At 60.7% G+C, this 25047-nt stretch carries 31 protein-coding genes; 20 read left to right on the forward strand and 11 right to left on the reverse strand.

The genetic code is table 11. The features are described 5' to 3' along the window. Positions 1-46 precede the first annotated feature (46 nt). The 3 genes from MGMAQ_RS03550 to MGMAQ_RS03560 form a co-directional block, all read right to left on the reverse strand. Complete coding sequence (locus tag MGMAQ_RS03550) at positions 47-775, reverse strand: endonuclease/exonuclease/phosphatase family protein (RefSeq protein WP_158498763.1); 729 nt, start codon at positions 773-775, stop codon at positions 47-49. Between the two features lie 197 nt (positions 776-972). Further along, on the reverse strand, positions 973-1167 hold the full coding sequence (locus MGMAQ_RS20935) for a hypothetical protein (protein WP_046020459.1): 195 nt from the start codon (positions 1165-1167) through the stop codon (positions 973-975). After that, positions 1164-1397: a hypothetical protein gene (locus MGMAQ_RS03560; protein ID WP_046022911.1), complete on the reverse strand. Its 234-nt coding sequence runs from the start codon at positions 1395-1397 to the stop codon at positions 1164-1166. Before MGMAQ_RS03560 ends, MGMAQ_RS20935 begins: the two co-directional genes overlap by 4 nt. A gap of 80 nt (positions 1398-1477) precedes the next feature. Between MGMAQ_RS03560 and MGMAQ_RS03565 the strand changes: the two genes are divergently transcribed. Together MGMAQ_RS03565 and MGMAQ_RS03570 are read left to right on the forward strand one after the other, a co-directional pair. Then, complete coding sequence (locus tag MGMAQ_RS03565) at positions 1478-2350, forward strand: DMT family transporter (RefSeq protein ID WP_046020460.1); 873 nt, start codon at positions 1478-1480, stop codon at positions 2348-2350. Positions 2351-2395: 45 nt separating this feature from the next. Then, positions 2396-2890, forward strand: a complete 495-nt coding sequence (locus tag MGMAQ_RS03570; protein WP_046020461.1) for a DinB family protein — start codon at positions 2396-2398, stop codon at positions 2888-2890. Positions 2891-2960: 70 nt separating this feature from the next. On the opposite strand, the gene MGMAQ_RS03575 is transcribed toward MGMAQ_RS03570, so the two are convergent. Continuing rightward, on the reverse strand, positions 2961-3401 hold the full coding sequence (locus MGMAQ_RS03575; RefSeq protein ID WP_046020462.1) for a DsrE family protein: 441 nt from the start codon (positions 3399-3401) through the stop codon (positions 2961-2963). Between the two features lie 182 nt (positions 3402-3583). On the opposite strand from MGMAQ_RS03575, the gene pheS reads away from it, so the two are divergent. Both pheS and pheT read left to right on the forward strand, forming a co-directional pair. Then, entirely contained in the window at positions 3584-4663 is a 1080-nt protein-coding gene (gene pheS / locus MGMAQ_RS03580; RefSeq protein ID WP_046020463.1) for a phenylalanine--tRNA ligase subunit alpha, read from the forward strand. Next, complete coding sequence (pheT, locus tag MGMAQ_RS03585) at positions 4660-7062, forward strand: phenylalanine--tRNA ligase subunit beta (protein WP_046020464.1); 2403 nt, start codon at positions 4660-4662, stop codon at positions 7060-7062. The genes pheS and pheT overlap by 4 nt, the downstream gene beginning before the upstream one ends. A gap of 276 nt (positions 7063-7338) precedes the next feature. Here pheT and ppk2 read toward each other — a convergent pair whose 3' ends face one another. Beyond that, complete coding sequence (ppk2, locus tag MGMAQ_RS03590) at positions 7339-8232, reverse strand: polyphosphate kinase 2 (RefSeq protein WP_173427164.1); 894 nt, start codon at positions 8230-8232, stop codon at positions 7339-7341. Between the two features lie 393 nt (positions 8233-8625). Between ppk2 and MGMAQ_RS03595 the strand changes: the two genes are divergently transcribed. Further along, positions 8626-8991 (forward strand): hypothetical protein, encoded by a 366-nt coding sequence (locus tag MGMAQ_RS03595; RefSeq protein ID WP_046020466.1) that lies wholly within the window; start codon positions 8626-8628, stop codon positions 8989-8991. A 4-nt stretch (positions 8992-8995) separates the two neighbouring features. Next, on the forward strand, positions 8996-9568 hold the full coding sequence (locus tag MGMAQ_RS03600; RefSeq protein WP_046020467.1) for a hypothetical protein: 573 nt from the start codon (positions 8996-8998) through the stop codon (positions 9566-9568). Between the two features lie 63 nt (positions 9569-9631). On the opposite strand, the gene rplT is transcribed toward MGMAQ_RS03600, so the two are convergent. Together rplT and rpmI are read right to left on the reverse strand one after the other, a co-directional pair. Continuing rightward, the gene (rplT, locus tag MGMAQ_RS03605; protein WP_046020468.1) at positions 9632-9985 is read right to left on the reverse strand and encodes a 50S ribosomal protein L20; all 354 of its coding nucleotides are present in this window, start codon (positions 9983-9985) and stop codon (positions 9632-9634) included. Between the two features lie 14 nt (positions 9986-9999). Next, positions 10000-10200, reverse strand: a complete 201-nt coding sequence (rpmI, locus tag MGMAQ_RS03610; RefSeq protein WP_046022912.1) for a 50S ribosomal protein L35 — start codon at positions 10198-10200, stop codon at positions 10000-10002. A gap of 386 nt (positions 10201-10586) precedes the next feature. On the opposite strand from rpmI, the gene urtA reads away from it, so the two are divergent. The 12 genes from urtA to ureG all read left to right on the forward strand — a co-directional run bounded on the left by urtA (position 10587) and on the right by ureG (position 21216). Continuing rightward, entirely contained in the window at positions 10587-11876 is a 1290-nt protein-coding gene (gene urtA / locus MGMAQ_RS03615) for an urea ABC transporter substrate-binding protein (protein WP_046020469.1), read from the forward strand. A 93-nt stretch (positions 11877-11969) separates the two neighbouring features. Continuing rightward, on the forward strand, positions 11970-13586 hold the full coding sequence (gene urtB, locus MGMAQ_RS03620; RefSeq protein WP_046020470.1) for an urea ABC transporter permease subunit UrtB: 1617 nt from the start codon (positions 11970-11972) through the stop codon (positions 13584-13586). Between the two features lie 3 nt (positions 13587-13589). Then, the gene (gene urtC, locus MGMAQ_RS03625) at positions 13590-14738 is read left to right on the forward strand and encodes an urea ABC transporter permease subunit UrtC (RefSeq protein ID WP_046020471.1); all 1149 of its coding nucleotides are present in this window, start codon (positions 13590-13592) and stop codon (positions 14736-14738) included. After that, positions 14735-15496: an urea ABC transporter ATP-binding protein UrtD gene (gene urtD, locus MGMAQ_RS03630; RefSeq protein ID WP_046020472.1), complete on the forward strand. Its 762-nt coding sequence runs from the start codon at positions 14735-14737 to the stop codon at positions 15494-15496. Before urtC ends, urtD begins: the two co-directional genes overlap by 4 nt. A 3-nt stretch (positions 15497-15499) precedes the next feature. Next, positions 15500-16195 carry an urea ABC transporter ATP-binding subunit UrtE gene (gene urtE, locus MGMAQ_RS03635; RefSeq protein ID WP_046020473.1) on the forward strand — a complete coding sequence of 232 codons (696 nt, stop codon included), beginning with the start codon at positions 15500-15502 and terminating at the stop codon, positions 16193-16195. Next, positions 16170-17039 carry an urease accessory protein UreD gene (locus MGMAQ_RS03640; RefSeq protein WP_046020474.1) on the forward strand — a complete coding sequence of 290 codons (870 nt, stop codon included), beginning with the start codon at positions 16170-16172 and terminating at the stop codon, positions 17037-17039. The genes urtE and MGMAQ_RS03640 overlap by 26 nt, the downstream gene beginning before the upstream one ends. 12 nt (positions 17040-17051) lie before the next feature. Further along, the gene (locus tag MGMAQ_RS03645) at positions 17052-17354 is read left to right on the forward strand and encodes an urease subunit gamma (protein ID WP_046020475.1); all 303 of its coding nucleotides are present in this window, start codon (positions 17052-17054) and stop codon (positions 17352-17354) included. Between the two features lie 98 nt (positions 17355-17452). Beyond that, a complete protein-coding gene (locus MGMAQ_RS03650) occupies positions 17453-17764 on the forward strand; it encodes an urease subunit beta (protein ID WP_046020476.1) in 312 nt (103 codons plus the stop codon). Between the two features lie 3 nt (positions 17765-17767). Next, positions 17768-19477 carry an urease subunit alpha gene (gene ureC, locus MGMAQ_RS03655; protein ID WP_046020477.1) on the forward strand — a complete coding sequence of 570 codons (1710 nt, stop codon included), beginning with the start codon at positions 17768-17770 and terminating at the stop codon, positions 19475-19477. Further along, positions 19474-19932, forward strand: a complete 459-nt coding sequence (locus MGMAQ_RS03660; protein WP_148560823.1) for an urease accessory protein UreE — start codon at positions 19474-19476, stop codon at positions 19930-19932. The genes ureC and MGMAQ_RS03660 overlap by 4 nt, the downstream gene beginning before the upstream one ends. After that, positions 19922-20614 carry an urease accessory protein UreF gene (locus MGMAQ_RS03665; protein ID WP_148560824.1) on the forward strand — a complete coding sequence of 231 codons (693 nt, stop codon included), beginning with the start codon at positions 19922-19924 and terminating at the stop codon, positions 20612-20614. The genes MGMAQ_RS03660 and MGMAQ_RS03665 overlap by 11 nt, the downstream gene beginning before the upstream one ends. After that, on the forward strand, positions 20611-21216 hold the full coding sequence (gene ureG, locus MGMAQ_RS03670) for an urease accessory protein UreG (protein WP_046020479.1): 606 nt from the start codon (positions 20611-20613) through the stop codon (positions 21214-21216). Before MGMAQ_RS03665 ends, ureG begins: the two co-directional genes overlap by 4 nt. Before the next feature lie 62 nt (positions 21217-21278). On the opposite strand, the gene MGMAQ_RS03675 is transcribed toward ureG, so the two are convergent. Beyond that, the gene (locus tag MGMAQ_RS03675) at positions 21279-21749 is read right to left on the reverse strand and encodes a hypothetical protein (protein ID WP_148560825.1); all 471 of its coding nucleotides are present in this window, start codon (positions 21747-21749) and stop codon (positions 21279-21281) included. Between the two features lie 199 nt (positions 21750-21948). Between MGMAQ_RS03675 and MGMAQ_RS03680 the strand changes: the two genes are divergently transcribed. Then, a complete protein-coding gene (locus tag MGMAQ_RS03680; protein WP_046020481.1) occupies positions 21949-22575 on the forward strand; it encodes a Rieske 2Fe-2S domain-containing protein in 627 nt (208 codons plus the stop codon). Between the two features lie 116 nt (positions 22576-22691). Beyond that, the gene (locus MGMAQ_RS20940; protein ID WP_158498764.1) at positions 22692-22850 is read left to right on the forward strand and encodes a hypothetical protein; all 159 of its coding nucleotides are present in this window, start codon (positions 22692-22694) and stop codon (positions 22848-22850) included. Here the strand turns inward: MGMAQ_RS20940 and MGMAQ_RS03685 are convergent. The 3 genes from MGMAQ_RS03685 to MGMAQ_RS03695 are packed head-to-tail and all read right to left on the reverse strand — an operon-like array spanning position 22844 to position 25043. Beyond that, positions 22844-24118, reverse strand: coding sequence for a CCA tRNA nucleotidyltransferase (locus MGMAQ_RS03685; protein WP_046020482.1), 1275 nt, complete (start codon positions 24116-24118; stop codon positions 22844-22846). The two genes, MGMAQ_RS20940 and MGMAQ_RS03685, sit on opposite strands and share 7 nt — an antisense overlap. A 2-nt stretch (positions 24119-24120) precedes the next feature. Then, entirely contained in the window at positions 24121-24408 is a 288-nt protein-coding gene (locus MGMAQ_RS03690) for a hypothetical protein (RefSeq protein WP_046020483.1), read from the reverse strand. Beyond that, positions 24405-25043, reverse strand: a complete 639-nt coding sequence (locus MGMAQ_RS03695; RefSeq protein ID WP_252508673.1) for a CoA pyrophosphatase — start codon at positions 25041-25043, stop codon at positions 24405-24407. Before MGMAQ_RS03695 ends, MGMAQ_RS03690 begins: the two co-directional genes overlap by 4 nt. Between the last annotated feature and the right edge of the window lie 4 nt (positions 25044-25047).

A 25047-nucleotide genomic window follows, 5' to 3' on the forward strand; every position in this document is an offset into this window, starting at 1 on the left:
GATCGCTTGCCTGCGTCAACGATGCTTCCGGAAGCATGGAATTATGTCAAAAGGCCACATCCGCCAGCAAAGGCTTGTGATCAGACCCCAGATCGGGACCGGCGGACAGGACGCGAACCTGGGCGCCATCCCGCCCAAAAAAGTGGTCGATGGGAATGCCCGGAAGCAACCACCCGCTGGGCCATGACCAAAGAACGGATCCCGATGCAAGGAGCCGGTTTTGTGACAGCAGATCCCGATAGAGCGGCGACCAGGGGGTGGCATTGAAGTCGCCGCCGATCACCAACGGCCCCTTGATCCGGTCAAGAGCCATTTTCAAGGCGGCCAGTTGAATTTCACGGCGCTGGAATTTCTCATGGGAGACCGGTGGTTCCAGGTGAGTGTTTAGGATTGTCAGCCCGCCGCCATTGTTCCCAACGGACTGGACGGACAAGGTGAAAAAATTGGCCGTCTGATTTTGGGTGACCACTTCGTTGATCAATGGGTGCTTGGACAGAATGGCGAGCCCCCAGTACGATGGATGCGGCCGAATGGCTTGATGGGGATAGCTGTCCTTGAGCGATTCCAGAAATGGAAGATGGGAGGGTGTGACCTCCTGAAGCAGGACCCAATCGGCTTGCGTCTCCCGGATCCAGTCGGCTGTTGCTTCGCCATGGCGAGCGGTCAGGTTCAAGTTGAAGGATAGCAGCTTGTCGGAAGGGGCGGACGACGTGACCGGGGGACCGTTGATCCCATTTACGATCACGAAACCGTTGGCGATACTCAAAAGAATCATCCCCATCGCCCAGTACCGGCCGCGGCTCAGCCCGAACAGGACAGCCAGGACAAGGCCCACGACGGCGTACTGAAGCGGAAAATGGACCAGCAGGTTCAAGGGGAACTGAGGAGGTCGAAAAAAGACCACGAGGGTAGCGAACAAGAGACCGTAGCCCGCGACGAGCAACAAGAGTGAACCGGCCCTTCCGCCCTTGTTCACACCTCGACCTCGCCCAAGGCCCGATAGAGAGACTGCAAACAGGGACCGGCGGTTTCATCACCTTCCTTGGCCCGCCGTTCCATGACCCGCACACAGGCTTCGGCGATGGCATTTAATTCGCTGGAGGTCAGCCCGTCCAGAAAGGCCTTGGGATTGCGTCTCATGCTAACGATAAAGGGATTGTCGTTCACGTCCTGGAGCCTCCGGATTGGGTCGCGAGTCGCAGGGCCTTAAGGCCAAGCAAGATCCACGGCGTGCCATGCAACAGCAGGTCAAAAATGTCAAGAGGGCGGCTTAGCTCACCGGCCATGAGCATTTTCAGTTTTTCCCATACATGGGGTTCGGGCGTAAATGGGGCCAGGCCGAGGGTCAGCGCGGCAATGAAGAGAATGCCTATGGGCAGGCGGTCAATGAAAGTCATGGCAGGCTCGTTTTTTTGGGACCGGTCGAATCCGGCGATCAAGGCGGACCAAGCTATACTGGTTTCGAAAGCAGGTGACCATGTTCGATCTATTGCTCTATGGAATTGTCGTTGGCAGCTGGGGCACGTCCTGGCTGGCCATCCAGTATCAATTGGGCAGCGTGGCGCCGGAAGCCTCGCTGGTTTACCGCTTCGCGCTGGCGGCTCTGGTCATGCTGCTTTTTTGTGTAGTGGCGCGCCAATCCCTGAAATTTCGCCTAGCGTTCCATGGCCGTTTTGCCCTGCAGGGACTGTTGTTGTTCTGTGTCAACTACTGGCTCATTTACCTGGGGTCGCGGGATCTGACCAGTGGTCTTGTGGCCATTGGATTTTCCACCTTGCCCCTGTGGAGTCTCTTTCTGGGCGCGCTGTTCTTCGAAAAAGCCTTGGAACGCCAGGTGCTGATTGGCGCCTTGGTCGGTCTGGTGGGGCTATGTCTGGTTTTCTGGCCGGAAATCGAACAGGCGAACCCGACCCGGCAAATGACAGCGATGATCCTGGTGATTCTTGGCACCCTTTCCGCTTCGACCGGACTCTTGCTCGCTGGAGAAAACAAGCAACGGGGGCTGCCGGTGGTGCAAGGCAATGCCCTGGCCATGGCCTATGGGGCACTGTTCTGTGTTGCTTTGGTCACCCTTCGCGGGGTGCCGTTCCATTTCGATTGGGCCCCGGGGTATGTGATGTCGCTGTTGTTTCTTTCATTGATCTCCACGGTGGTCGCCTTTGCCGCCTACCTGACCTTGGTGCGGCGTATCGGGGCCGGGCGAGCGGCCTATGCCAGCGTGTTGTTTCCGCTGATTGCGCTGGCGCTTTCCAGTTGGGTCGAGGGCTACCAATGGAGCCTGCCCGCCGTCGTGGGGGTGGTCATGGTATTGGCCGGAAACATGCTGGTCATGAGGCGGCGAACCTCATAAACTCCGCGCCCGGGATGTTCATGATCGTTTCCGGAGGAGCCCCGCATGCAAGACTACTTCGTGACCCTGGCCCGTTACAACGCTTGGGCCAACGCCCGTTTGTGCAATGCCTGCGCCGATTTGCCGCGCGAGGAAATCACCAAGGAGCGCCAGGCCTTTTTCGGCTCCATTCTGGGCACACTCAACCACTTGCTGGTGGGCGAAAAGATCTGGTTGGCCCGCCTGGAGGCCATGGATTCAGGGATATCGCGTCTCGATGAGACACTGCACAGTGAATTTGTCGACCTGCGTCAGGCGCGCGAGGAGCAGGACCGGCTATTGATCACCTACACGGAAAACCTGACCGATGACATTCTGGCCGGGGACGTGCGATACCGCGCCACCTCCGGCGAAGAAATGCACACTCCGGTCAAGTTTGTCCTGGCCCACCTATTCAATCACGGCACCCATCACCGGGGCCAGGTTCATGACATGCTGACCCAGGTGCCATCGGTGCCGCCACCGCTGGATTTGATCTATTACCTGCGGGAAATGGCCTAACGCCTGTCGGGTCTGATCGGACCCGTTGGACAGTCGCGACTTTGTTGGATCCGATCAAACACGAAAGACCTTAAGGCCGCAAATAAGACCAGCCCGCTTCCTGACGCTCCATCAGATGCACCACGCCTGCCGGGACCATTTTGGCCTGGGGCATCAGGACCACGTCCTTACCGGCTTTCTTACTCATTTTGCGGTGGGTATTGCCGCAGGCCATGAAGCCCACGTTGTCATAATTCTCGCCAAAGCTCTTGATCCGCGCGGCGACGGGCGAATCCGCCGTCAGCATCTTCAGTCCGGGGCCATAGGCAACGAGCTCAACGGCGATATCCTCGCCTTTTTCCTGATAGTAGGCGATGACGTTGGAGGCATTATTCAAGGCCAGGTTCATGCGCGCCTTGTCGTTCTCGTCCACATGGATGACCAGCTTGTGGGCCATGTCGGCGGCAAGGACGGGGGTCGCGAACAGCATGGCGGCGACGAGCCATGCCGAAAGACGAATTATAGGTTTCATGATGTGAAATTCCTCCCAAGGGTTTTTTGTGCCGGTAGTATGTGGTTATTTCCCATTCGTTCACAAGTGCAACGGGTGAGAACGGCCCCGACCAACTGAGGCCTTCCGTTTGGCGGTTTCTACGGGTAAAAGGTGCGTCGAATGGCCTGCGACGCCGAAGATCAGAAAGAAAGAGAGCGACCATGGACAACCTGGATCAATTGCGGTCCGATCTGCTGACCTCGGTGGAGGAAGCGACCGACCTGAAAGCCCTGGACGAGGTACGAGTCTCGGCCCTGGGCAAGAAGGGCGCCATCTCCGGCCTGATGAAGGGCCTGGGCGGCATGGATCCGGAGCAGCGCAAGGCCACCGGCCAGGCGCTTAACTTGGTCAAAAACGAGATCGCCGAGGCCATCGAACGGCGCAAGGAGACTCTGGCTGATGCGGAACTGGATGCCCGCCTGGCCGAGGAACGCATCGATGTTTCCCTGCCGGTCCGCGAAGAACCCCAAGGCTCCATCCATCCCCTGAGCCAGACCATCGACGAGGTGGTGGCGATCTTTGGCGAGATGGGCTTCACCGTTGCCGAAGGGCCGGACATCGAGGTGGACTGGTACAATTTCGGCGCCCTCAACATTCCGCCCGAGCACCCGGCGCGGCAAGAGCACGACACTTTCTATCTGCCCAACGAGACCGAGGACGGTCAGCGCACGGTGTTGCGCACCCATACCTCGCCGGTGCAGATCCGCACCATGCTCAAGCAGAAACCGCCGATCCGGGTGATCTGCCCCGGGCGCACCTACCGCTGTGACTACGACGCCACCCATTCGCCCATGTTCAATCAGGTGGAAGGTCTGGTCATCGACGAGAAGACTCACATGGGTCACCTGAAGGGCTGCCTGATCGATTTCTGCCGCGCCTATTTCGGCACCGACGATCTGCCGGTGCGCTTCCGGCCCAGCTATTTCCCGTTCACCGAACCCTCGGCGGAAGTGGACATCGGCTGTACCCGAGAGGGCGGTGAGTTCAAGATCGGCCATGGCGACGACTGGCTGGAAATTCTCGGCTCCGGCATGGTCAATCCGGCGGTGCTGGAAAACTGTGGCATCGATTCCACCAAGTACCAGGGCTTCGCCTTCGGGGTTGGGTTGGAGCGGTTGGCCATGCTCAAGTACGGCATTCCCGATCTGCGCACCTTCTATGAAAGCGATCTGCGCTGGCTGAAACACTACGGGTTCGCGGCCTTGGACGTGCCCAGCATGACCGGAGGGCTGAGCCGATGAAATTCACCTTGTCCTGGCTCAAGGAGCATCTTGAAATCGATGCGCCCTTAAAGGAAATCACCGACGGCCTGACCATGATCGGTCTGGAACTGGAAGGCGTCGAGGATCGCGCGGCGGCCTTGAAAGGCTTCGTCACCGCCAAGGTCACCGCCGCCGAGCGGCACCCGGATGCCGACAAGCTTCAGCTTTGCACGGTCGATACCGGGTCGGAGACCTTTCAGGTGGTCTGTGGCGCGCCCAATGCCCGGGCCGGCATGACCGGCGTCTTCGCCCGCGAAGGCATGTATATTCCGGGCATTGACGTGACCTTGAAAAAGGCCAAGATCCGTGGCGTCGAGAGCCGTGGCATGCTGCTGTCCGAGCGCGAAATGGGGCTGTCCGACGACCATCAGGGGATTGTCGATTTGCCCGAGGGTACCCCGATTGGCGAGGAAGCCGCCGCCATCATGGGCCTGGGCGATCCGATCATCGAAATTGCCATTACCCCGAACCGGGGCGACTGCCTGGGTGTGCGGGGCGTGGCCCGGGATTTGGCCGCCGCCGGAATTGGGATCCTGAAGCCGTTGGACGCGACACCGGTGCCGGCGGCCTTCGATAGCCCGGTCGGGGTGACGCTGGACTTCGACGAAGCCCACAGGGACGCCTGCCCCTATTTCGTCGGGCGCATGGTACGAGGCGTCAAAAACGGTGCGAGTCCGCAATGGGTGCAAGATAAGCTGACCGCCGTGGGGCTGAGGCCCATCTCGGCCCTGGTGGACATCACCAACCTGATGACCATCGAATATGGCCGCCCCATGCATGTGTTCGATCTGGCCAAGTGCGATGGGGGCATTCGCCCGCGCATGGCCAAGGACGGCGAGAAGCTGCTGGCTTTGGACGGCAAGGAGTACGAGCTGGACGCGGAAATGACCGTCATCGCCGATCAGTCGCGTGCCGAGGCCATTGCCGGGATCATGGGCGGCGAGGAGTCCGGCTGCACAGAGACGACGACGGACGTGTTCATCGAGACGGCCTACTTCGATGCCGTGCGCACCGCCATGACCGGGCGCAAGCTGAACCTGCAATCCGATGCCCGCTATCGCTTCGAACGCGGCGTGGACCCGGAACTGATGATCGATGCCACCGAGATCGCCACCCGCTGGATGCTCGATTGGTGCGGCGGTGAAGCCTCCAACATCATCGTGGCCGGTGAAAAGCCGGTGACATCGAAGACCATCGCCTATCGCCCCAATCGGGTGGCGAGCCTGGGAGGCGTGGTGGTGGACGAGTCGGAACAGGAACGCATCCTGACCGTGCTTGGTTTTGGCATCGACAAAGGGGCTGAGACCTGGACCGTGACCTCTCCGGCCTGGCGTCACGATATTGTCGGCGAAGCCTGTGTGGTGGAGGAAATCCTGCGTCTGCATGGCTACGACAACATCCCCGCCGTGGCTCTGGAACGCACCACCGACCTGCCGGAAGCGGCCTGGCTGCCCACGCAGGCACGCCATGTGGCGGCGCGGCGGTTGCTGGCCCAGCGTGGCCTGCGCGAGGTGGTGACCTATTCCTTCCTGCCCGAGGGTCATGCGGAGCTGTTCGGCGGCGTGGACGATAGCCTGCGTCTGGTCAATCCCATCAGCGCCGATCTGAATGTCATGCGCCCGAGCATCCTGCCCAATCTGATCGCCGCCGCGGCGCGCAATGCCGACCGGGGCTTCCGCGATGCGGACCTGTTCGAGGTCGGCCCGCAGTTCCGGGACGACACGCCTGAGGGCCAGGATGTCATGGCCACCGGCCTGCGTTCCGGCCGCACCGGCCATCGCAACTGGGCCAATCCGCCGCGCGGCGTGGATGCCTTCGATGCCAAGGCCGATGCCCTGGCGGTGCTGGCTGCCGTCGGTGCCCCGGTGGACAAGCTGCAAGTTTCCACCGACGCGCCGGGCTGGTATCACCCGGGCCGGTCAGGCTGCCTGCGCCTCGGCCCCAATGTGCTGGCCACCTTTGGTGAAATGCACCCCAAGGTGCTCAAGGCCCTGGGCCTGAAGGCCGCCGCCGCCGGGTACGAAGTATTCCTCGACCGGGTACCCTTCCCGAAGAAAAAGGCCGCCACCACTCGCCCGCGCCTGGATCTGTCGGCCTTCCAGCCGGTGGAACGGGACTTTGCCTTCGTGGTCGATACGGACGTGAAAGCCGGAGACCTGATGCGGGCCGTGCGCGGGGCCGACAAGGTCTTGATCACCGACGTGCGGGTGTTCGACCAGTTCATCGGCGGCAACCTGGGCGACGACAAGAAGTCCCTGGCCGTCAACATCGTCCTGCAACCCACCGAGAAGACCCTGACCGATCAGGACTTGGAAACCGTAGCGGCCAAGGTCGTGGCAGCGGTGGAGAAAGCGACAGGGGGGGCTTTGCGGGGGTAAGGAAAGCCTTGCCACGCCTAGCGCGTGTCGGGTCCAATCGGACCCGCTAGACACGCGCGACCTTATTGGAATCGATCACGTTTTTCATGTTTGATCGAATCCGATCAAACACGACGTGATCTAGAGCATAAGATCGCTTTGATTCAATTTGCTATAGCGGCTGTCGGGTCCAAACGGACCCATTGGACACGACGTGATCTAGTTCTTTCGCAGGTTCCAATAGAATAACGCCCCTCCCAACGGGAAGGGGCGCTATCGGATTTTGAACGCCGTGTTTTAATCGGCGATACCCAGTTGAATACGCATCGCCTTCAAAATCTCCAGCTCTCGGGCACCGGAAACGATAATCTCCGGGTCCGGGGCATAGTCGAGTTCCGGATTGCGATTTTCATAGGGCACAGCGTTGAGCAACACCTTGATAGCATTGATTCGCGCCAGATACTTGTCGTCGGAACGGACGATGGTCCAGGGGGCCACGGTGGTATGAGTCCTCAGTAACATCTTGTATTTGACGTCTGTAAAGTCTTCCCATCGCTCCTGAGCCTGCACATCCACCTCCGACAACTTCCATTGCCGCAAAGGGTCGGTCATGCGGCGTTCGAAGCGTTCGGCCTGGACGTCCTTGGTGACGCTGAAGTACATCTTGACCAGAATGGTTCCGTTGCGCACCAGATCCTTCTCGAAGCCGGTGACGCCTTCCATGAAGGCTTCGTATTGCTCAGGCGTGCAGAAACCGAATACGGGCTCCACCATGGCCCTGTTGTACCAAGACCGGTCGAACAGCACGAATTCGCCGCCGCGCGGAAACTGTTGCACATAGCGTTGGAAGTACCACTGGCTGAGTTGCATCTGGGTCGGTTTGCCCAAGGCCACCACCCGATAGTGCTTTTCATTCATGTAGCGGGTGATACGACGGATGGTGCCACCCTTACCGGCGGCGTCGCGTCCTTCAAACAGGGCGATCACGCGGGTATCGGTTTCTTCCAGGTAGCGCTGCATCTTGATCAGTTCGGCCTGATAGGGCTTCAAGGACTGCTCTTGCCGACGGCGCTCCAGCGCTCGAGCCGCCCGGCGGTCCTTCTTGGTCAGGTGGTTGAGCTCTTCCTTGGTGTTCTTGTAGCTCTCCGCAAGCTCATCGACTGACAGCAATTCCCCATCAATCTCGATCATATCCGTCCTATTTAATCCCACCACGATTACCCCTCGCTTCAAATGTTTTATGCTGCATAGCATATAGGATCCGTCCCGCCATTCCAACCGGTGTGGTGGCGCAAGAGAACTTCTATAAACAGACCAAGCTCTCCCTGGCGAGACCGACGAATCGTCGGTGCCCCTGTCCTTGAGGATTTCGCCGGGCGATCCCCGATCACCCAGGCAAAAGGCTGAAAGAAACTTGATCGATGGAGCCGGGGGGTGCCGGTGCTATCTCGTTGGTTTTACTATATTTCCATAAATTTTCTGGGGATATGGGGTGCCCTCTAACCTCTTAATTCAACTTGACAACACTTATAATATGAGAATAATTCGCAATCGCATTTGAGGTCTCAGAAGGATTGCCAGCCCATGGACGCTCGTGTCGATGATTTACTGCCTGCGGATGAAAAAAACCGCGCCACCAACGCGCAGCCGGATTCTCGCAGCCATCCCTGCGCACCGCTTCACCCGCGCCGGGAAACGGTGTCGCCCCATAATCGTCCGCCTCGCAGCAGACCCAAGGCCCGGGCCACCCCAAAGCGCAGCGTGCGCCGGGTGGGCAAGGAAGCGGTAAAGGCAGGCATGGCGGCGAGTCTGGCGGTGACCATGCTGACCGGTCTGAAGATCGTCAAGCCGATGAAATTGCATGGGCCCGCGAGCTGGCTGTTTGTCGGGCTGACCCTGGCCCATACCCTGGTCTACGAAATCCCCAACAAGCGCGCGACGAAAAGGTAGTCCGGTGATCTATTTAGTACCCATAGTCTTTGCTGCGGGATGGGGGATCGGCACCCTTGCCGCCAAGGCCGGTCGCAAAATCGCGAGCGTCTCCACCAAGAAGCTCAAACCCGGCAAGTCGATGATTCACTTTGCCCGGGAAATCTGGGAGGAGGAAGACGAGGTGATTCTGGCCACCGAGGACATTCCCCTGGACAACAGTCATGGCGCCACCCTCCTGGCCACCGATCTATATTTCACTCGCAGCGCCCGTACCCGGATCGTGGTTGTGCGGGACCGGGGCAGCCTATCCGAATTGAGTGCCGAGGTGTTTTCGTTGATCAGGAATCAGACCGAGCACTATCTGAAGCGGACCTTGGGCCTGAATCTGGAAGCGGAAATCGAACGCAAGATCCATCTGAGGTTGACCGCCCCGCCCCACGGGATCAGCCACTACCGGGTGCTGTGGAAGCAGACCGGCTTGCGGGGATACTACGAGGTGGAAATCGGCCAACGCTTCTATCAGGTCCCATTCCTGGTGACCCACGGACTGAGCGTTTCCGTGGACTCTCTTCCCGGGCAGCCGACAGCGGCGTAACCGCCCATAAAGAAACGCCCCTCCCATGCGGGAAGGGCGTTGCCTTGTTCGATTGTCGCTGATTTACAGCGCCGAGCGGGCCTGTTCGACCAGGCTGCCGAAAGCCTCGGGCTCATGTACGGCCAGATCGGCGAGCACCTTGCGGTCCAGCTCCACGCCAGCCTTGGTCAGGCCGTTCATGAACTGGGAGTAGGTCATGTCGTGCAGTCGGGCGGCAGCGTTGATGCGTTGAATCCACAAAGAGCGGAAACTGCGCTTCTTGGCGCGCCGGTCGCGGTAGGCGTACTGAAGGCCCTTTTCGACCTTTTCCAGAGCCACACGATAAGCGGTGCTGTTGCGGCCCTGATAGCCCTTGGCGAGCTTGAGAACCTTCTTATGACGGGCGTGGGCTGTTTTGCCCCGGGAAACACGTGCCATGGATCAATCCTCCTTTAGCGGCTATAGGGCATGAAGCTTTTGACCATACGGGCGTCCACATCGTTGAGGATCATGGAGCCACGGGCCTTACGTTTCATGCTCATGGGGCGCTTGGAGGTATTGTGCTGCTTGCGGGCGGGGTTGCCGCGAACTTTACCGGAGGCAGTCATGCTGAAGCGCTTCTTGGCGCTTGCCTTGGTCTTCATCTTGGGCATTTCGATCATCCTTTCAACAAAGGTTTGGTCTTATTTGGCGGCTGGGCATGCCCCGCCGGACCGCCGATGAGAGGCCGGGTTATAGCCGAGCCCGCCTGGGATTGCAACCGTTATGGCACCTGGGATTGCGGCGCCTGAAAGAGGGAACGGCCAGTCGGCGAAGTGATTAAATAATAGGCACTCTTTTTGGCGACTCGCGGTGATTGTGATTAATTAATGACCATATGGGGGTTCCAATGGCATGTGCCTAGCTTGGAAGGATTGATCTCACGGGGGCGGAGTCTCAGCAATTACGGGACTTAATGTGCGTTGCCGAGGCCCTGGCACGGCCCTTGCTTTGTTGGGGGTGGTTCAACAACAACCCTTGAGTGGAGAGAGATCCAAACATGAAAAATTCGATACGCACCCTGGTCGGTGCCGGCGCTGTTGCCGCGACGACCTTTGTGGCCGGAATGGCCCAGGCCGCCGACACCATCAAGGTCGGTGTTTTGCACTCCCTGTCCGGCACCATGGCCATCAGTGAAACGACACTGAAGGACACGGTATTGATGATGGTCGATGAGCAGAACAAGAAGGGTGGCTTGCTCGGCAAGAAGCTCGAAGCCGTGGTCGTCGATCCGGCCTCCAACTGGCCGCTGTTCGCCGAAAAGGCCCGTGAATTGATCGAGAAGAACAAGGTGGACGTGGTGTTCGGCTGCTGGACCTCGGTGTCCCGCAAGTCCGTGCTGCCGGTGTTCGAGGAACTGAATTCCATGCTGTTCTATCCGGTACAGTACGAAGGCGAGGAAAGCTCCCGCAACGTCTTCTATACCGGTGCCGCGCCGAACCAGCAGGCCATCCCGGCGGTGGACTACCTGCTTAGCGAAGACGGCGGTGCCGCCAAGCGCATCGTGTTGCTGGGGACCGACTATGTGTATCCCCGCACCACCAATAAAGTGCTGCGGTCCTACCTGCACTCCAAGGGTATCATGGATGCCGACATCATGGAGAATTACACCCCGTTCGGTCATTCCGATTGGCAGACCATCGTCGCCGACGTGAAGAAATTTGCTTCCGCCGGTAAGAAGACCGCCGTGGTTTCGACCATCAACGGTGACGCCAACGTGCCGTTCTACAAGGAACTGGGCAACCAGGGCATCAAGGCCGAAGACATCCCGGTCGTCGCTTTCTCCGTCGGTGAAGAAGAATTGGCTGGCCTCGATACCAAGCCGCTGGTCGGTCACCTGGCCGCCTGGAATTACTTCATGAGCGTCGATGCGGAAGAGAACGACGCCTTCATCACGGCCTGGCACAAGTTCATCAAGAACGAAAAGCGCGTCACCAACGATCCGATGGAAGCCACTTACATCGGCTTCAAGATGTGGTCCCAGGCCGTCGAGCAGGCCGGTACCACCGACGTGGACGCTGTCCGCCAGGCCATGTACGGCCAGAAAGTCGCCAACCTGACCGGCGGCATGGCGGTGATGAACACCAACCATCACCTGTCCAAGCCTGTGCTGATCGGCGAGATCCAGGACGATGGCCAGTTCGAAATCGTCTGGCAGACCGAAGGTGAAGTGGTGGGCGATGCCTGGTCCGACTTCATCCCGGAAAGCGCCAAGCTGACCGCCGACTGGACCTATCCCTGGGTCTGTGGCAACTGCGAGAAGCCGAAGTTCGGTGCGCCGGCCATGTAAGGCCATTACCGATCATCCCGGGGCCGGTTACCCATCGGCCCCGGGACCCCTTTCCTTATTCGTTTTTCCATTTTTCCCAAGAACAGGCGGGTCATGTTTAATTTGATGCGGATCGTGACGGCTGCGCTGATGCTGATGATCGCGCTCTCCGGTCCCTCGGCGCAAGCCGCGACCCTGGAAGAGGGCATCGCCGCCCTCGGCGCCAAGAGCTACAAGGCCAAGATTGCCGCCGTACAGGCCCTGGGCACCGCCGGGGATGATCGCGCCGCGCCGGTGCTGCAAGCCATGACGGCGGGCAAGCTCTATTTGCGCAAGAGCGACAAGAAGATCGTCATCACCGAAAAGCAGGGTGACGTCTATGTGCTGACCGATCCCATTTCCGGCGAAGAAGTGGGGCAGACGAAAAAGCGCGAATTGAAAAAGATCGGCGTCAACAACAAGCTGCGCGGCATCATCCGCGGTGTCATGGGCGCGCTGACTTTGTTCTCTAAGGATCCGGCCAAACGTCTGGAATCCGCCGATGCCCTGTTCTCGTCCAAGTCCGCCGACAGTCTCCCGCTGCTGAAAAAAGCCCTGGCGCGCGAGGAAGACGAGGCGGTCAAGGGCCGCATGGAGCGGGCCCAGGCCGCCGTCACCCTGAGTGCCTCCGAGGATCAGGCCGCCCGGGAACAGGCCCTGGTGGTGCTGGCCGACTATCCCGATCCGGACGTGCAGTCCCTGCTGACCCGCATCGTTGCGCAGCAAGACGATCCCGTTGCCCCCGCCGCCGCCAAGGCTCTGGAAAAAATTCAGGACAGCCTGGCCTTCTGGCATGCCATCGGCGCCATCTTCCAAGGGGTCAGCCTGGGCTCCGTCCTGCTGCTGGCCGCCGTTGGGCTGGCCATCACCTTCGGGGTGATGGGGGTGATCAACATGGCCCATGGCGAGTTGGTGATGCTCGGCGCTTATACGACTTTCATGGTTCAAGAGGCCTTTCGCGCCTATATGCCCGGGGCTTTCGACTATTCCCTGTTCGTCGCCGTGCCCGCCGCCTTCCTGGTCGCCGGCGCGTTCGGGGTGGCCATCGAACGCAGTGTCATCCGGTTCCTTTATGGACGGCCCTTGGAGACCCTCCTGGCCACCTGGGGCATCTCGCTCATTCTCCAACAATTGGTGCGGACTTTCTTTGGCCCGACAAACCGTGATGTGGGCACGCCCGACTGGATGTCCGGCGCCTTGGAAACCGCTTCGGGGCTGGTGCTGACCTATAATCGGATCACCATTATCGTGTTCTCCTTGATGGTTTTGTTGGCCATCGCCATCGTTCTGCGCAAGACCGCCTTTGGCTTGCAGATGCGCGCCGTGACCCAGAACCGGCGCATGGCCAGTTCCATGGGCATCCGCACCGGTTGGGTGGATGCCATGACCTTCGGCCTAGGCGCTGGAATCGCCGGGGTGGCGGGTGTGGCCTTGAGCCAGATTGATAATGTGTCCCCTAATTTGGGCCAAGCCTACATCATCGACAGTTTCATGGTCGTGGTGTTCGGCGGGGTGGGAAATCTGTGGGGTACCCTGGTCGGTGCCTTCAGCCTGGGCATCGCCAACAAATTCCTGGAACCTTACGCCGGGGCCGTGCTGGCCAAGATCTTCGTGCTGGTCGCCATCATCTTGTTCATTCAGAAACGCCCGCGCGGATTGTTCGCGCTCAAGGGTCGCGCGGTGGAGGCATAGGTCATGGTACAGCATCCCTCACCCTTCGCCATCATCACCCGAGGTACCGGCGGCAAGGTCTTGCTGGTGACCATGCTGGGCGCCGCGATCCTGGTACCGTTGCTCAATCAGATGGTGCCGGAAAGCAGCTTCTTTCATGTGCCCACCTATATGGTCAGCCTGCTCGGCAAGTATCTGGCTTTCGCCCTGCTGGCCTTGTCGGTGGATCTGATCTGGGGTTACGCGGGCATCCTCAGCCTCGGCCATGGGGCCTTTTTCGCCTTGGGCGGCTATGCCATGGGCATGCACTTAATGCGCCAGATCGGTGATCGGGGCGTCTATGGCAATGCCGAGCTGCCGGACTTCATGGTGTTCCTCAACTGGCAGGAACTGCCTTGGTACTGGTACGGCTTCGATTCCTTTCCCTTTGCCCTGCTGATGGTGCTGTTGGTGCCTGGGGCCCTGGCCTTGGTGTTCGGCTGGTTTGCCTTCCGCAGCCGGGTGACGGGGGTCTATCTGTCGATCATCACCCAGGCCATGACTTTCGCCCTGCTGCTGGCCTTTTTCCGTAACGACATGGGCTTCGGCGGCAACAACGGCCTGACCGACTTCAAGGACATCCTGGGCTTCGATATCCAGGCCACCGGTACCCGATTGTGGCTGTTCTCTCTCAGCGCCCTGGCGGTGGCCGGGGCCTATGCCCTGTGCCGTTTGATCGTTGCCTCGCGGCTCGGGCGGGTGCTGATCGGTATCCGCGATGCCGAAAGCCGCTCGCGGTTCCTCGGCTACCGGGTGGAGTATTACAAGCTGTTCGTCTTCGTGGTCTCGGCCATGCTGGCGGGGGTCGCCGGAGCGCTCTACGTGCCCCAGGTGGGGATCATCAATCCGTCGGAATTCGCCCCGGCGGCCTCCATCGAGATCATCATCTGGGTGGCTGTCGGCGGGCGCGGCTCGCTGCACGGGGCGGTGCTCGGCGCCATCCTGGTCAACTTCGCCAAAAGCTATTTCACCGGGGCGCTGCCGGAAGCCTGGCTTTATGCCCTGGGACTGCTGTTCATCCTGTCGACCATCTTCCTGCCCAAGGGAATCGTCGGTACCCTGCCCAGCTTCGGCGGCGAACAGAGCCTGTTCAGTAAGTGGCGCGCCAAACGCGCTCTGGGAGAAACACCATGAGTACCGCCTCTCCCCGCAAGCATGACACGATCCTCTATCTGGATGGCGTGTCGGTGAGTTTCGACGGCTTCAAGGCGCTCAACGAACTGAGCTTCTATGTGGAGGCGGGCGAGCTGCGCGCCATCATCGGCCCCAACGGAGCGGGCAAGACCACCATGATGGACGTGGTCACCGGCAAGACCCGGCCCGATAGCGGCGACGTGCAATTCAACGGCGGCACCGACCTGACCAAGCTGGACGAGGCGGATATCGCCAACCTGGGCATCGGTCGCAAGTTTCAAAAGCCCACGGTCTTTGAGACCCAGTCCGTCTTCGACAATCTGGAACTGGCCTTGCGGGGCCAGCGCAACGTTCTCCAGTCTCTGTTTTTCAAGCTCAGCCGCGAACAGTCCGATCACATCGAGGACATCATGGAGACCATCCGCCTGCATGATTTCCGTCATAAGCTGGCCGGTGACCTGTCCCATGGACAGAAGCAATGGCTGGAGATCGGCATGTTGTTGATGCAGGAGCCGGAACTGCTGCTGGTGGATGAACCGGCGGCGGGCATGACCGACGCGGAAACCATGGAAACCGCCGAGTTGCTGAAAACCATCGCCGGGGATCACTCGGTGGTGGTGGTCGAGCATGACATGGAGTTCGTTCGGGCGTTGGATTGCAAGGTGACGGTGCTCTGTGAGGGCTCGGTGTTGGCCGAGGGCTCGCTGGATGCCATGCAGGCCGACGAACGGGTCATTGAAAGCTATTTGGGGCGCTGACGAATGTTGCATGCTGAAAACGTCGATCTGTTCTATGGCGCCTCCCAGGCCCTGAAATCGGTCAATCTGAACGCGGTACTGGGCCAGGTGACCTGCGTCATGGGCCGCAACGGGGTGGGCAAGACCAGTCTGATGCGCGCCGTGGTTGGACAACAGGCCATCCAATCCGGCACCATCACCTGGGATAGCGAAGACATCACCCATATGGCGCCCTATGACCGGGCAAGAAAGGGCATCGCCTTCGTGCCACAGGGGCGTGAGATTTTTCCGCTGCTGACTGTTGAGGAAAACCTGCACACCGGCTACGCGCCGCTGCCCCGGGCCCTGCGCCATGTCCAAGACGAGATCTTCGATCTGTTTCCGGTGCTCAAGGATATGCTGGGCCGTCGCGGCGGCGATCTGTCGGGCGGCCAGCAACAGCAATTGGCCATCGCCCGCGCCCTGGTTACCCGGCCCCGGCTGCTGGTATTGGACGAACCCACCGAGGGTATTCAGCCCAGCATCATCAAGGATATCGAGCGGGTTATCCGGTTGCTCGGCAACAGGGGTGACATGGCGGTGGTTCTGGTGGAACAATACTTCGAATTCGCCCGCGACCTGGCCGACTCGTTTTTGGTCATGGACCGGGGAGAAGTGGTCATGCAAGGCAGCCGCGAGGAGCTGGTCGAAGACAATGTCCGTCGCTATCTCACGGTCTGAGGTCGCTGAACCGCCCAAGGTTACCGTTGCGGGAGAGGGCCGCGTGTCCTTTGCTGCCGATGCCCAGGGCGTGACTCGCCTGAAAGACCTCTATCACAGCGATCCCATCCGGATCGTCTTTCCCACCCCGCCCAGGGGCGAGATTCCCTCGGCGGTGTTCGTCACCACATCAGGCGGTTTGGTCGGTGGTGACCGGTTGGAGCTCTGCGCGTCGGTGGGGGAGGGGGCTTCCGCCCTGGTCACCGTGCAGGCGGCGGAGAAGATCTATCGCTCCGCTGGACAGGACTGCATTATTAACGTGTCCCTTGATTGCAGAGGCGACGCCTGGATGGAATGGCTGCCCCAGGAAACCATTTTGTTCGAGGGTGCCCGGCTGCGCCGCCGCACGTCGGTGGACCTGGCACCCGGCGGACAATTGTTGGCGGGCGAGCTATTGGTTCTGGGACGGGGCGCCATGGGGGAAAAGATCACCCGGGGGCTGGTGCGGGACCACTGGGAAATCCGCCGGGACGGCCAACTGGTCTGGGCCGATGCTCTGTGCCTGGAGGACGAGATCGAACGGGTCATCGCCCATCCGGCGGGGCTGGGCGGGGCGACGGCTCTGGGCACCATCGTTTATGGCGCCGAGGATGCGCCGGAACGGCTGGACGCCGCCCGCGCCTTGTTGGAGAATGCGGACCGGGATGTGAGGGGCGGGGCAACGGTGGTCAACGGCCTTTTGCTGATCCGTCTGTTGGCCGAAGACCCCTATCCACTGCGTCGGGCCTATGGGGATTTCTGGGCGGCCTTTCGGAATCTGACCGGGGGACACGAAGCGCAACTGCCGCGCCTTTGGCATATCTAGGAGGGAGAATCGATGAACCTGTCACCGAGGGAAAAAGACAAGCTGCTGGTGGCCATGGCCGCCGAGGTGGCGCGCAAGCGACTGGCGCGGGGGGTCAAGCTGAACTACCCCGAGGCCATGGCGCTGATCTCCGATTTCGTCGTCGAAGGGGCGCGGGACGGGCGCTCGGTGGCCGACTTGATGAGCGCCGGAGCCACGGTGCTGGGCCGCGATCAGGTGATGGACGGCATCGCCGACATGATCCACGAGATCCAGGTGGAAGCCACTTTCCCCGACGGGACCAAGTTGGTCACCGTGCATCAACCCATTCGCTGACGGACTCTCCTCACCCTTCGCCAAGCTCAGGGTGAGGGACACTGGAGCGATATCCTCATCCTGAGCCTGTCGAAGGATGAAGACGCAAGGAGAACAACATGATCCCCGGAGAACTCTTTCCCGCCGCTGGCGCCATCGTCCTCAACGAGGGCTGCGAGATCCTCACCCTCAAGGTGGCCAATACCGGAGACCGCCCGGTGCAGGTGGGCTCGCACTATCATTTCTTCGAGACCAACCCGGCATTGGACTTCGACCGCGAGGCCGCCCGTGGCTTCCGGCTTGATATCCCTGCCGGGACCGCCGTGCGCTTCGAGCCCGGCCAGACCCGCGAGGTGACATTGGTGGCCTATCGCGGCAACCGCATCGTCAAGGGCTTCAACGCCCTGGTTCACGGCAAGCTGGAGGGCTGATCCATGGCATACTCAATTGACCGCGCCGCCTATGCGGGGATGTTCGGCCCAACCACCGGCGACCGGGTGCGCCTGGCTGACACCGACCTGATTATCGAAGTGGAAGAAGACCGCACCACCTATGGCGAAGAAGTAAAATTCGGTGGCGGCAAGGTGATCCGCGACGGCATGGGCCAGTCCCAGGCGACCCGCGCCGAGGGGGCCATGGATACGGTCATCACCAACGCCCTGATCGTCGACCACTGGGGCATCGTCAAGGCCGACATCGGCATCCGTGACGGCAAGATCGCCGCCATCGGCAAGGCCGGAAATCCGGACGTGCAGCCCAACGTGGACATCATTGTCGGCCCGGGCACCGAAGCCATCGCCGGCGAGGGCCGCATCGTCACCGCCGGGGGCATCGACAGCCATATCCACTGGATCTGCCCGCAACAGATCGATGACGCGCTCTATTCCGGCATCACCACCATGCTCGGCGGCGGCACTGGTCCGGCGGAAGGCACCAACGCCACCACCTGTACCCCCGGCCCCTGGCACATGGAGCGCATGTTGCAGGCCGCCGAAGCCTTTCCCATGAATCTGGCCTTTTTCGGCAAGGGCAATGCGTCCGAGCCGGGCGCCCTGACCGAACAGGTGGCCGCCGGGGCCTGCGGCCTGAAGCTGCATGAGGATTGGGGCACCACACCCTCGGCCATCGATACCTGTCTGGGCGTCGCCGAGGAGACCGACGTGCAGGTGGCCATCCATACGGACACGCTCAACGAATCCGGCTTCGTGGAAAACACCATCGCCGCCTTCAAGGGCCGCACCATCCATGCCTTCCACACCGAAGGCGCGGGCGGCGGCCATGCGCCGGACATCATCAAGGTCTGCGGCGAACAGAACGTGCTGCCGTCGTCGACCAACCCGACCCGGCCTTTCACGGTCAATACCATCGACGAGCATCTGGATATGTTGATGGTCTGCCATCATCTGGATTCCAAGATCCCCGAAGACGTGGCCTTCGCCGAAAGCCGGATCCGGCGCGAGACCATCGCCGCGGAGGATATCCTGCACGACCTGGGCGCCTTCTCGATCATCGCCTCGGACAGCCAGGCCATGGGCCGGGTGGGCGAGGTGATCATCCGCACTTGGCAAACCGCCGACAAGATGAAGAAACAGTTCGGCGCCTTGGATGGCGAAAAAGGCGATAACGACAACCTGCGCGTCCGCCGCTATGTGGCCAAATACACCATCAACCCGGCCCTGACCCACGGCATCGCCAATCATGTGGGCTCCATCGAGGTGGGCAAGCTGGCCGATCTGGTGCTATGGAAGCCCATGTTCTTCGGCGTCAAGCCGGATCTGGTGTTGAAATGCGGCACCATTGCCGCCGCCGCCATGGGCGATCCCAACGCTTCCATCCCGACGCCGCAGCCGGTGCATTACCGGCCCATGTTCGGCGCCTTCGGACGGTCCTTGACAGCATCGGCGGTGACCTTCGTTTCCGGCCTGGCGCTGCAAGCGGATATCGGCGCCAAGTTCGGCCTGTCCAAGACCCTGCTGCCGGTGTCGGGCTGCCGCGCGGTGAAAAAGAGGGACATGGTTCTCAATGACTATACCCCGGCCATGGAGGTGGACCCGGAAACCTATGAGGTCCGCGCCGACGGGCGATTGCTGGTCTGTGAACCGGCCGCGGAACTGGCCCTGGCGCAAAGGTACTTCCTCTATTGAGCCTGCGCCGCGCCATCGCTGTTTTGCCCCAGGGCCATTGGACCGGCGATCCCGTCGGAACCATCACCCTGGCCTTTGCCGATCGTCACAAAAGACGCATCCGCATGATCGATGACGGCGGCGAAGCTTTCCTGCTCGATCTGCCCGACGCGGTGCTGCTGGGCGATGGAGACGGGTTGGAACTGGACGGCGGCGGGGTCATTGAAGTACGGGCGGCAGAGGAATCGGTGGTGGATATCGCCTGCACCGACGCCGCCCATGCGGCCCGCATTGCCTGGCATATCGGCAATCGCCACACAGCGGTGCAAGTGTTAGATGGAGGCCGCCTGCGCATGGCCGATGACTTGGTGATGGTGCATATGGTCGAAGGTCTGGGAGGCGCGGTTAGCCGGACAACCGCGCCTTTCGAACCGGAGGGCGGCGCCTATGCGTCGGGAGGTGGACATGCTCACTGACCAGGGTCTTTCAAAACTGATGACCTGGCTGTCGCCCAATTTCCCGGTGGGTGCTTTCGCCTATTCCCATGGCTTGGAGCAGGCCGTGGAGACGGGCGATATCAAGGACGTCGAGAGCCTGACTTGTTGGCTGGAAGGCATCCTCCGTTTCGGTGCCGGACGGCTTGATGCGGCCCTGTTTCGCGCCGCCCACGAGGCCATGGATTCGGGGGACTGGGATCGTCTTTCCGCCCTTGTCGAGCGGGCCGATGCCTTGCGCGGAACCGCCGAAATGGCCCTGGAAAGCCGCGCTCAGGGGCGAGCTTTCGTGGATTGTCTGGTCCAGGTCTGGCCCGAACCCCAGCTCTTGCAATGGCGAGAAGAATTGCGGGGACAGGATATTCAGCCAGCCTATGCCGTGGCGCTCGGAGCCGCCGCCGCCCTGGCGCATGTTCCCTTGCAATCGGCCCTGGTCGCCACTTTGAATGCCTTTGCCGCCAATCTGGTTTCGGCGGTGGTGCGGCTGGTGCCCCTGGGCCAAACCGATGGGCAGCGGGCCTTGTTGGCCTTGGAACCGATCATTGTCGAGTCCGCGGCCGCCGCGCGGGCCCGTGATCCAGATGATTTCGGTTCGGCGGCTCTCATGGTGGACTGGATGTCCATCCGACACGAAACCCAATACACGAGGCTATTTCGATCATGAGCAATCCTCTTCGCGTTGGTATCGGCGGTCCCGTGGGCTCGGGCAAGACAGCGCTGTTGGAGCGCCTGTGTATGGCCTTGCGCGACCGATACGATATCGCCGCCATCACCAATGATATCTATACCCGCGAAGACGCCGAGTTCATGGCCCGCTCCGGCGCCTTGGACCCCGAGCGTATCGCCGGGGTCGAAACCGGCGGTTGTCCCCATACGGCCATCCGCGAGGATGCCTCCATGAATCTGGCGGCGGTGACCGATATGACGGTGAAGTTTCCAGAACTGGAGATCGTGTTCGTGGAATCCGGCGGCGACAATCTTTCGGCCACCTTCTCGCCGGAACTGGCCGACATCACCCTCTATGTCATCGACGTGTCGGCGGGGGACAAGATCCCGCGCAAGGGCGGACCGGGCATCACCCGCTCGGATCTTCTGATCATCAACAAGACCGATCTGGCGCCTCTGGTGGGAGCCGATCTCGGTGTCATGGATCGCGATGCGAAAAAAATGCGTGGCGAGCGCCCCTTTGTCTTCGCCCAGGTGAAAAAGGGCCAGGGCGTCGACGAGATTATCGCCTTCATCGAACAGGCAGGCGGGCTGCAATAAAACTTCGGGCCGACTTCCCCTGGGAATCGGCCCGTTTGTTGTTCGAATTCGGTGAAGGCGTTTCAGGCCTCTGAGTCGATCCAGCGCTGGACCTGTTCGACGAAGTCGCGGGTCGGCGGCCAATTACCCTTCATGGCCAAGCCCAGACGCCGGTCCAAACGCTTGTAACCCATGAATTCCATCACATCGGCCTGATTCTGTCCGCGCGCAGCAATCAAGAACTTGATTCGGGCGACTGTCTGACCGGTAAGGTAGCCATCGGGGCCGACCAAATCGGTCTTTTTCGTGGGGCCATTCCCAGAGGTTGATTTAGCCCATTCCAGGAATTCCGCACGGTGCTCCTCGGAGGCCTTCATCCATTCCCGACGCAGAATATCCAGTGGAGTCAGTTTCTTTATCAGACCCGCCTGGATACAAGCGGCGCGCACGCTGGGGATCTCTCCGGATTTAACCCGCGCATGGATGGACGGGTGCTCGGAGGACAGGCGTCCAAGCCAATAGCTGCTACCGCGATGATTCGTTTGTTCTCTCATGGGACACACACCTTACAGGATTCGTTTAACGTAACAACTTGATTGCCATCGGGCTGGTTAAGATATCCACAATGGTGGGGCGTGGATCCTCTTTCGGCGCGGTTTTCTTTGCATTAGATTGTGGATAAGTCTGGGAATCATCCCGGGCAAAATCAAAAAAACCTTCTTTCAGTGAGCCCAAGACACAGGAGTCCAAAAAATGAGTGACGCCCTCAATTACCTGATCGCCGCCCGACCGGAGGCGATGACCCACTATTTCCAGTTCCTCAAGGGAGCCGGAACCCACCTGGATACCAAGACCCGCGATCTGATTTCGGTCATCACCAAGGTCGATGTACAGACCGAAGGCGGGTTGAAGCAGTATCTGTCGCGCGCCCTGCGCAACGGCTGCACCCCCAATGAAATCATCGATGCCCTGTTGATGGCCTTCCCGACCCTGGGGCTGGCCAAGATCGTCTGGGCCACCGATATCATCCTGTCCATGAACATCACTGATTTCGCCACCGATGCGCTGAATGCCGAGCCCGCCTGGCATGACCTGGGCGCTTTGGCCGATTTCCCCGAAGGCGAGGCCACCTATGTCTCCATGGACTACCGCAACGTCTTCGTCTATCGCGAGGGAGAGACCCTGAAGGTCTACAACAGCACCTGCCCACATCAGGTCACCGATATTCCGGAACTGGCCATTGCCGGTAAGCATCTGACTTGCCCCAAGCATGAATGGAAGTTTGATCTGGGCACCGGCGAGTGCATCGAAAAAGGCAACCATCCGCTGACCTCTTTCGAGGCCAAGGTCGATGGCGACCGGGTGCTCGCCTTCTGGTAACGGGAACAGCCGCCACCGGTGCTGCAACAGCGGGCCGGTGGTGTTTCAGTGGTTTTATTCCGCTAACAAAATGAAGTGGCCGATGCCATCCTTATGGGTAACAAAAAGGAGCGAGCATGGACCACTTCATCTACATCATCCATCAAGGGAAAACGCCCGAGGATTGGTGCGTGAGCGTCAATGGGGTCCTGGTCAATTGCTTCGAGTCCAAGGACGCCGCCCGGCGAATGGTTGATAGCCTGCGCCGCCGCAATGGGCCTTCCGCGCATCAGTGATCGGCGTTTAGCTCCCGCAGCCGCATCAGGCAGGCCGCCTTATCCGGCTGAAAATCCTCGTTGATCCACCAGGCCTCGACCTTTTTCAGCATCTTGCCCATGGCCGGACCATGGGCCACGCCAACGGCCAGGGCGTCCTTGCCGCGCAGGGGAAAGGGGACCGGCTCCCAGGCCGCGCAGGCTCGCAAGTGTTCCATCCAACGTTCATTGTCGTCCAACCCTTGATCCGGGGTGGTGGCCAATTCGTGGGCCCAGGCCAACAGGAGGCGATCGCGGACCAAGTTCGATCCTTCCTTATAAAGCAGCTTTCGCAGATCATGGGGCGACCCATAAGGTTCCGGCCGCAAGGCCGGGTCGGCCAGAGTGGCCAGCCGGTTCCGCTGCCGGTTGGATAGATGCAGGCGATGAGCGAACGCGGCCACTCCCGCCGGATCGGTTTTCAACAAAGCTGAAAGCCTGCGTACGGAATCGGTCTCGATTCCCTCAATGCGCCAGGTATTGGCCTCCAGCCAGGAAAGCTGGCGCAGGGTTTCCGTCTCGCCGTCCCCCGATTCCGGAAGAATGGGCATGAGAGCACCTTGGGCGTGCATCAGATCGATGGCGCTGGCCGGGTCGGGGGCCAGCAAGATGTTGAACAATTCGTTGCGGATGCGCTCACCGGACAGGTCGGGTAACCGGGGCGCGAAAGCCCGGCAGGCGGCCAGGGCATCGGCATCCGGCGGTGGACGACCGTAATGGGCGTGGAAGCGGAAAAAACGCAGTACCCGGAGGATATCTTCCTCGCAGCGCTGGCGGGCATCACCGACGAAGCGCACCCGCCCCTCCCCCAGATCAATCAAGCCATCGAAGGGATCATGAATGGCACCGTCCAGGGTGCAGAACAGGGTATTGATGGTGAAATCCCGGCGCGCCGCGTCGGCGGTCCAGTCATCGGTGAAGGCCACCTTGGCCCGCCGCCCATCGGTCTCCAGGTCTTCGCGCAAGGTGGTGATCTCGAAGTGGGTCTTATGTATCACCGCTGTGACCGTGCCATGGGCCAATCCGGTGGGAATCACATGAATGTCCGCCGCTTCCAGCCGCCGGATAACCTCCGTCGGCGGCAGGTGGGTGGCGATATCGATATCCTTGACCGGTCGGTTTAAAACGGCGTCGCGGACGCAGCCGCCGACAAAGCGGGCTTCGTCCCCGGCTTTTTCCAGTGCCGCGAACAGGCTGCGCGTTTCCGGCGCCGTCATCCAGGGCTGCGGGGGAATCCGCGACCCGGCCATGGTTATTCTCCCGGCTCGGCGGGGACGATGCGACCGGGGACGATCTTGCCGTCCTCCCAGCGCGGCGACTGAAAGGTACCCTCCGTGTCGCCACTGCCCACAATGGCCAAAGTGCCGAGCACGGTCATGGTCAGGAGGAAACCGGCCAACAGCAGCCAGAACCAAGGGCCTTTGGCGATGGTCACCAACAGGCCATCATCCCCGGCCTTTTTCGATACGATGACCCAGATCACATAGACCATCAACGGGGCCAAAAGCGGCAGCAGGTATTGTAGCAGGATACGGGTCATGCGGGGGTCCCCGGGTTCAGGAATTCATACAGGCTCATGAGCATCCCGGCGGTGGCGCCCCAGATGTAATGATCCTCGTAGGGCATGGCATGAAACATATGTTCCGCGCCGTTGACCGTATGCCGATGGCGTTGGTGATTGGCCGGGTCGAGCAAATGGTCCAGCGGTACCTCGAAGGCCTGAGCGACCTCGAAGGGATCCAGGCGCAGGGTAAAGGGCGGCGAGATGATACCGACCACCGGGGTGACGCGGAAACCGGTGCGGGTCTCGTAATCGTCCAGCAGTCCGATGACCGAAACTTGGCGCCGGTGCAGGCCGACCTCTTCTTCGGTCTCGCGCAGGGCGGCATTGATGGCGCCTTGATGAGATCCGCTGACGTCAATGTCTTCGATACGACCACCGGGAAAGCTGATCTGCCCCGGGTGGTGTTCCAGGTGATCGGTGCGCTGGGTGAGCAAAACCGTGAGACCATCCGTGCGATCGACCAGGGGGATCAACACCGCTGCGGGACACAGATCGGCTTTGGGGCGCATGTGCGGATTGAGTTCCCGATCCCCTCGGGGAGGCGGAAGCTGTTCGTCGGGGGTCGAAAATGCGCCACCCGTAAATCGTTCGATGATCGCCTGCCGGTTCACGCTT

This window comes from Magnetospira sp. QH-2 (genome assembly GCF_000968135.1).
Classification (GTDB): Bacteria; Pseudomonadota; Alphaproteobacteria; order Rhodospirillales; family Magnetospiraceae; genus Magnetospira.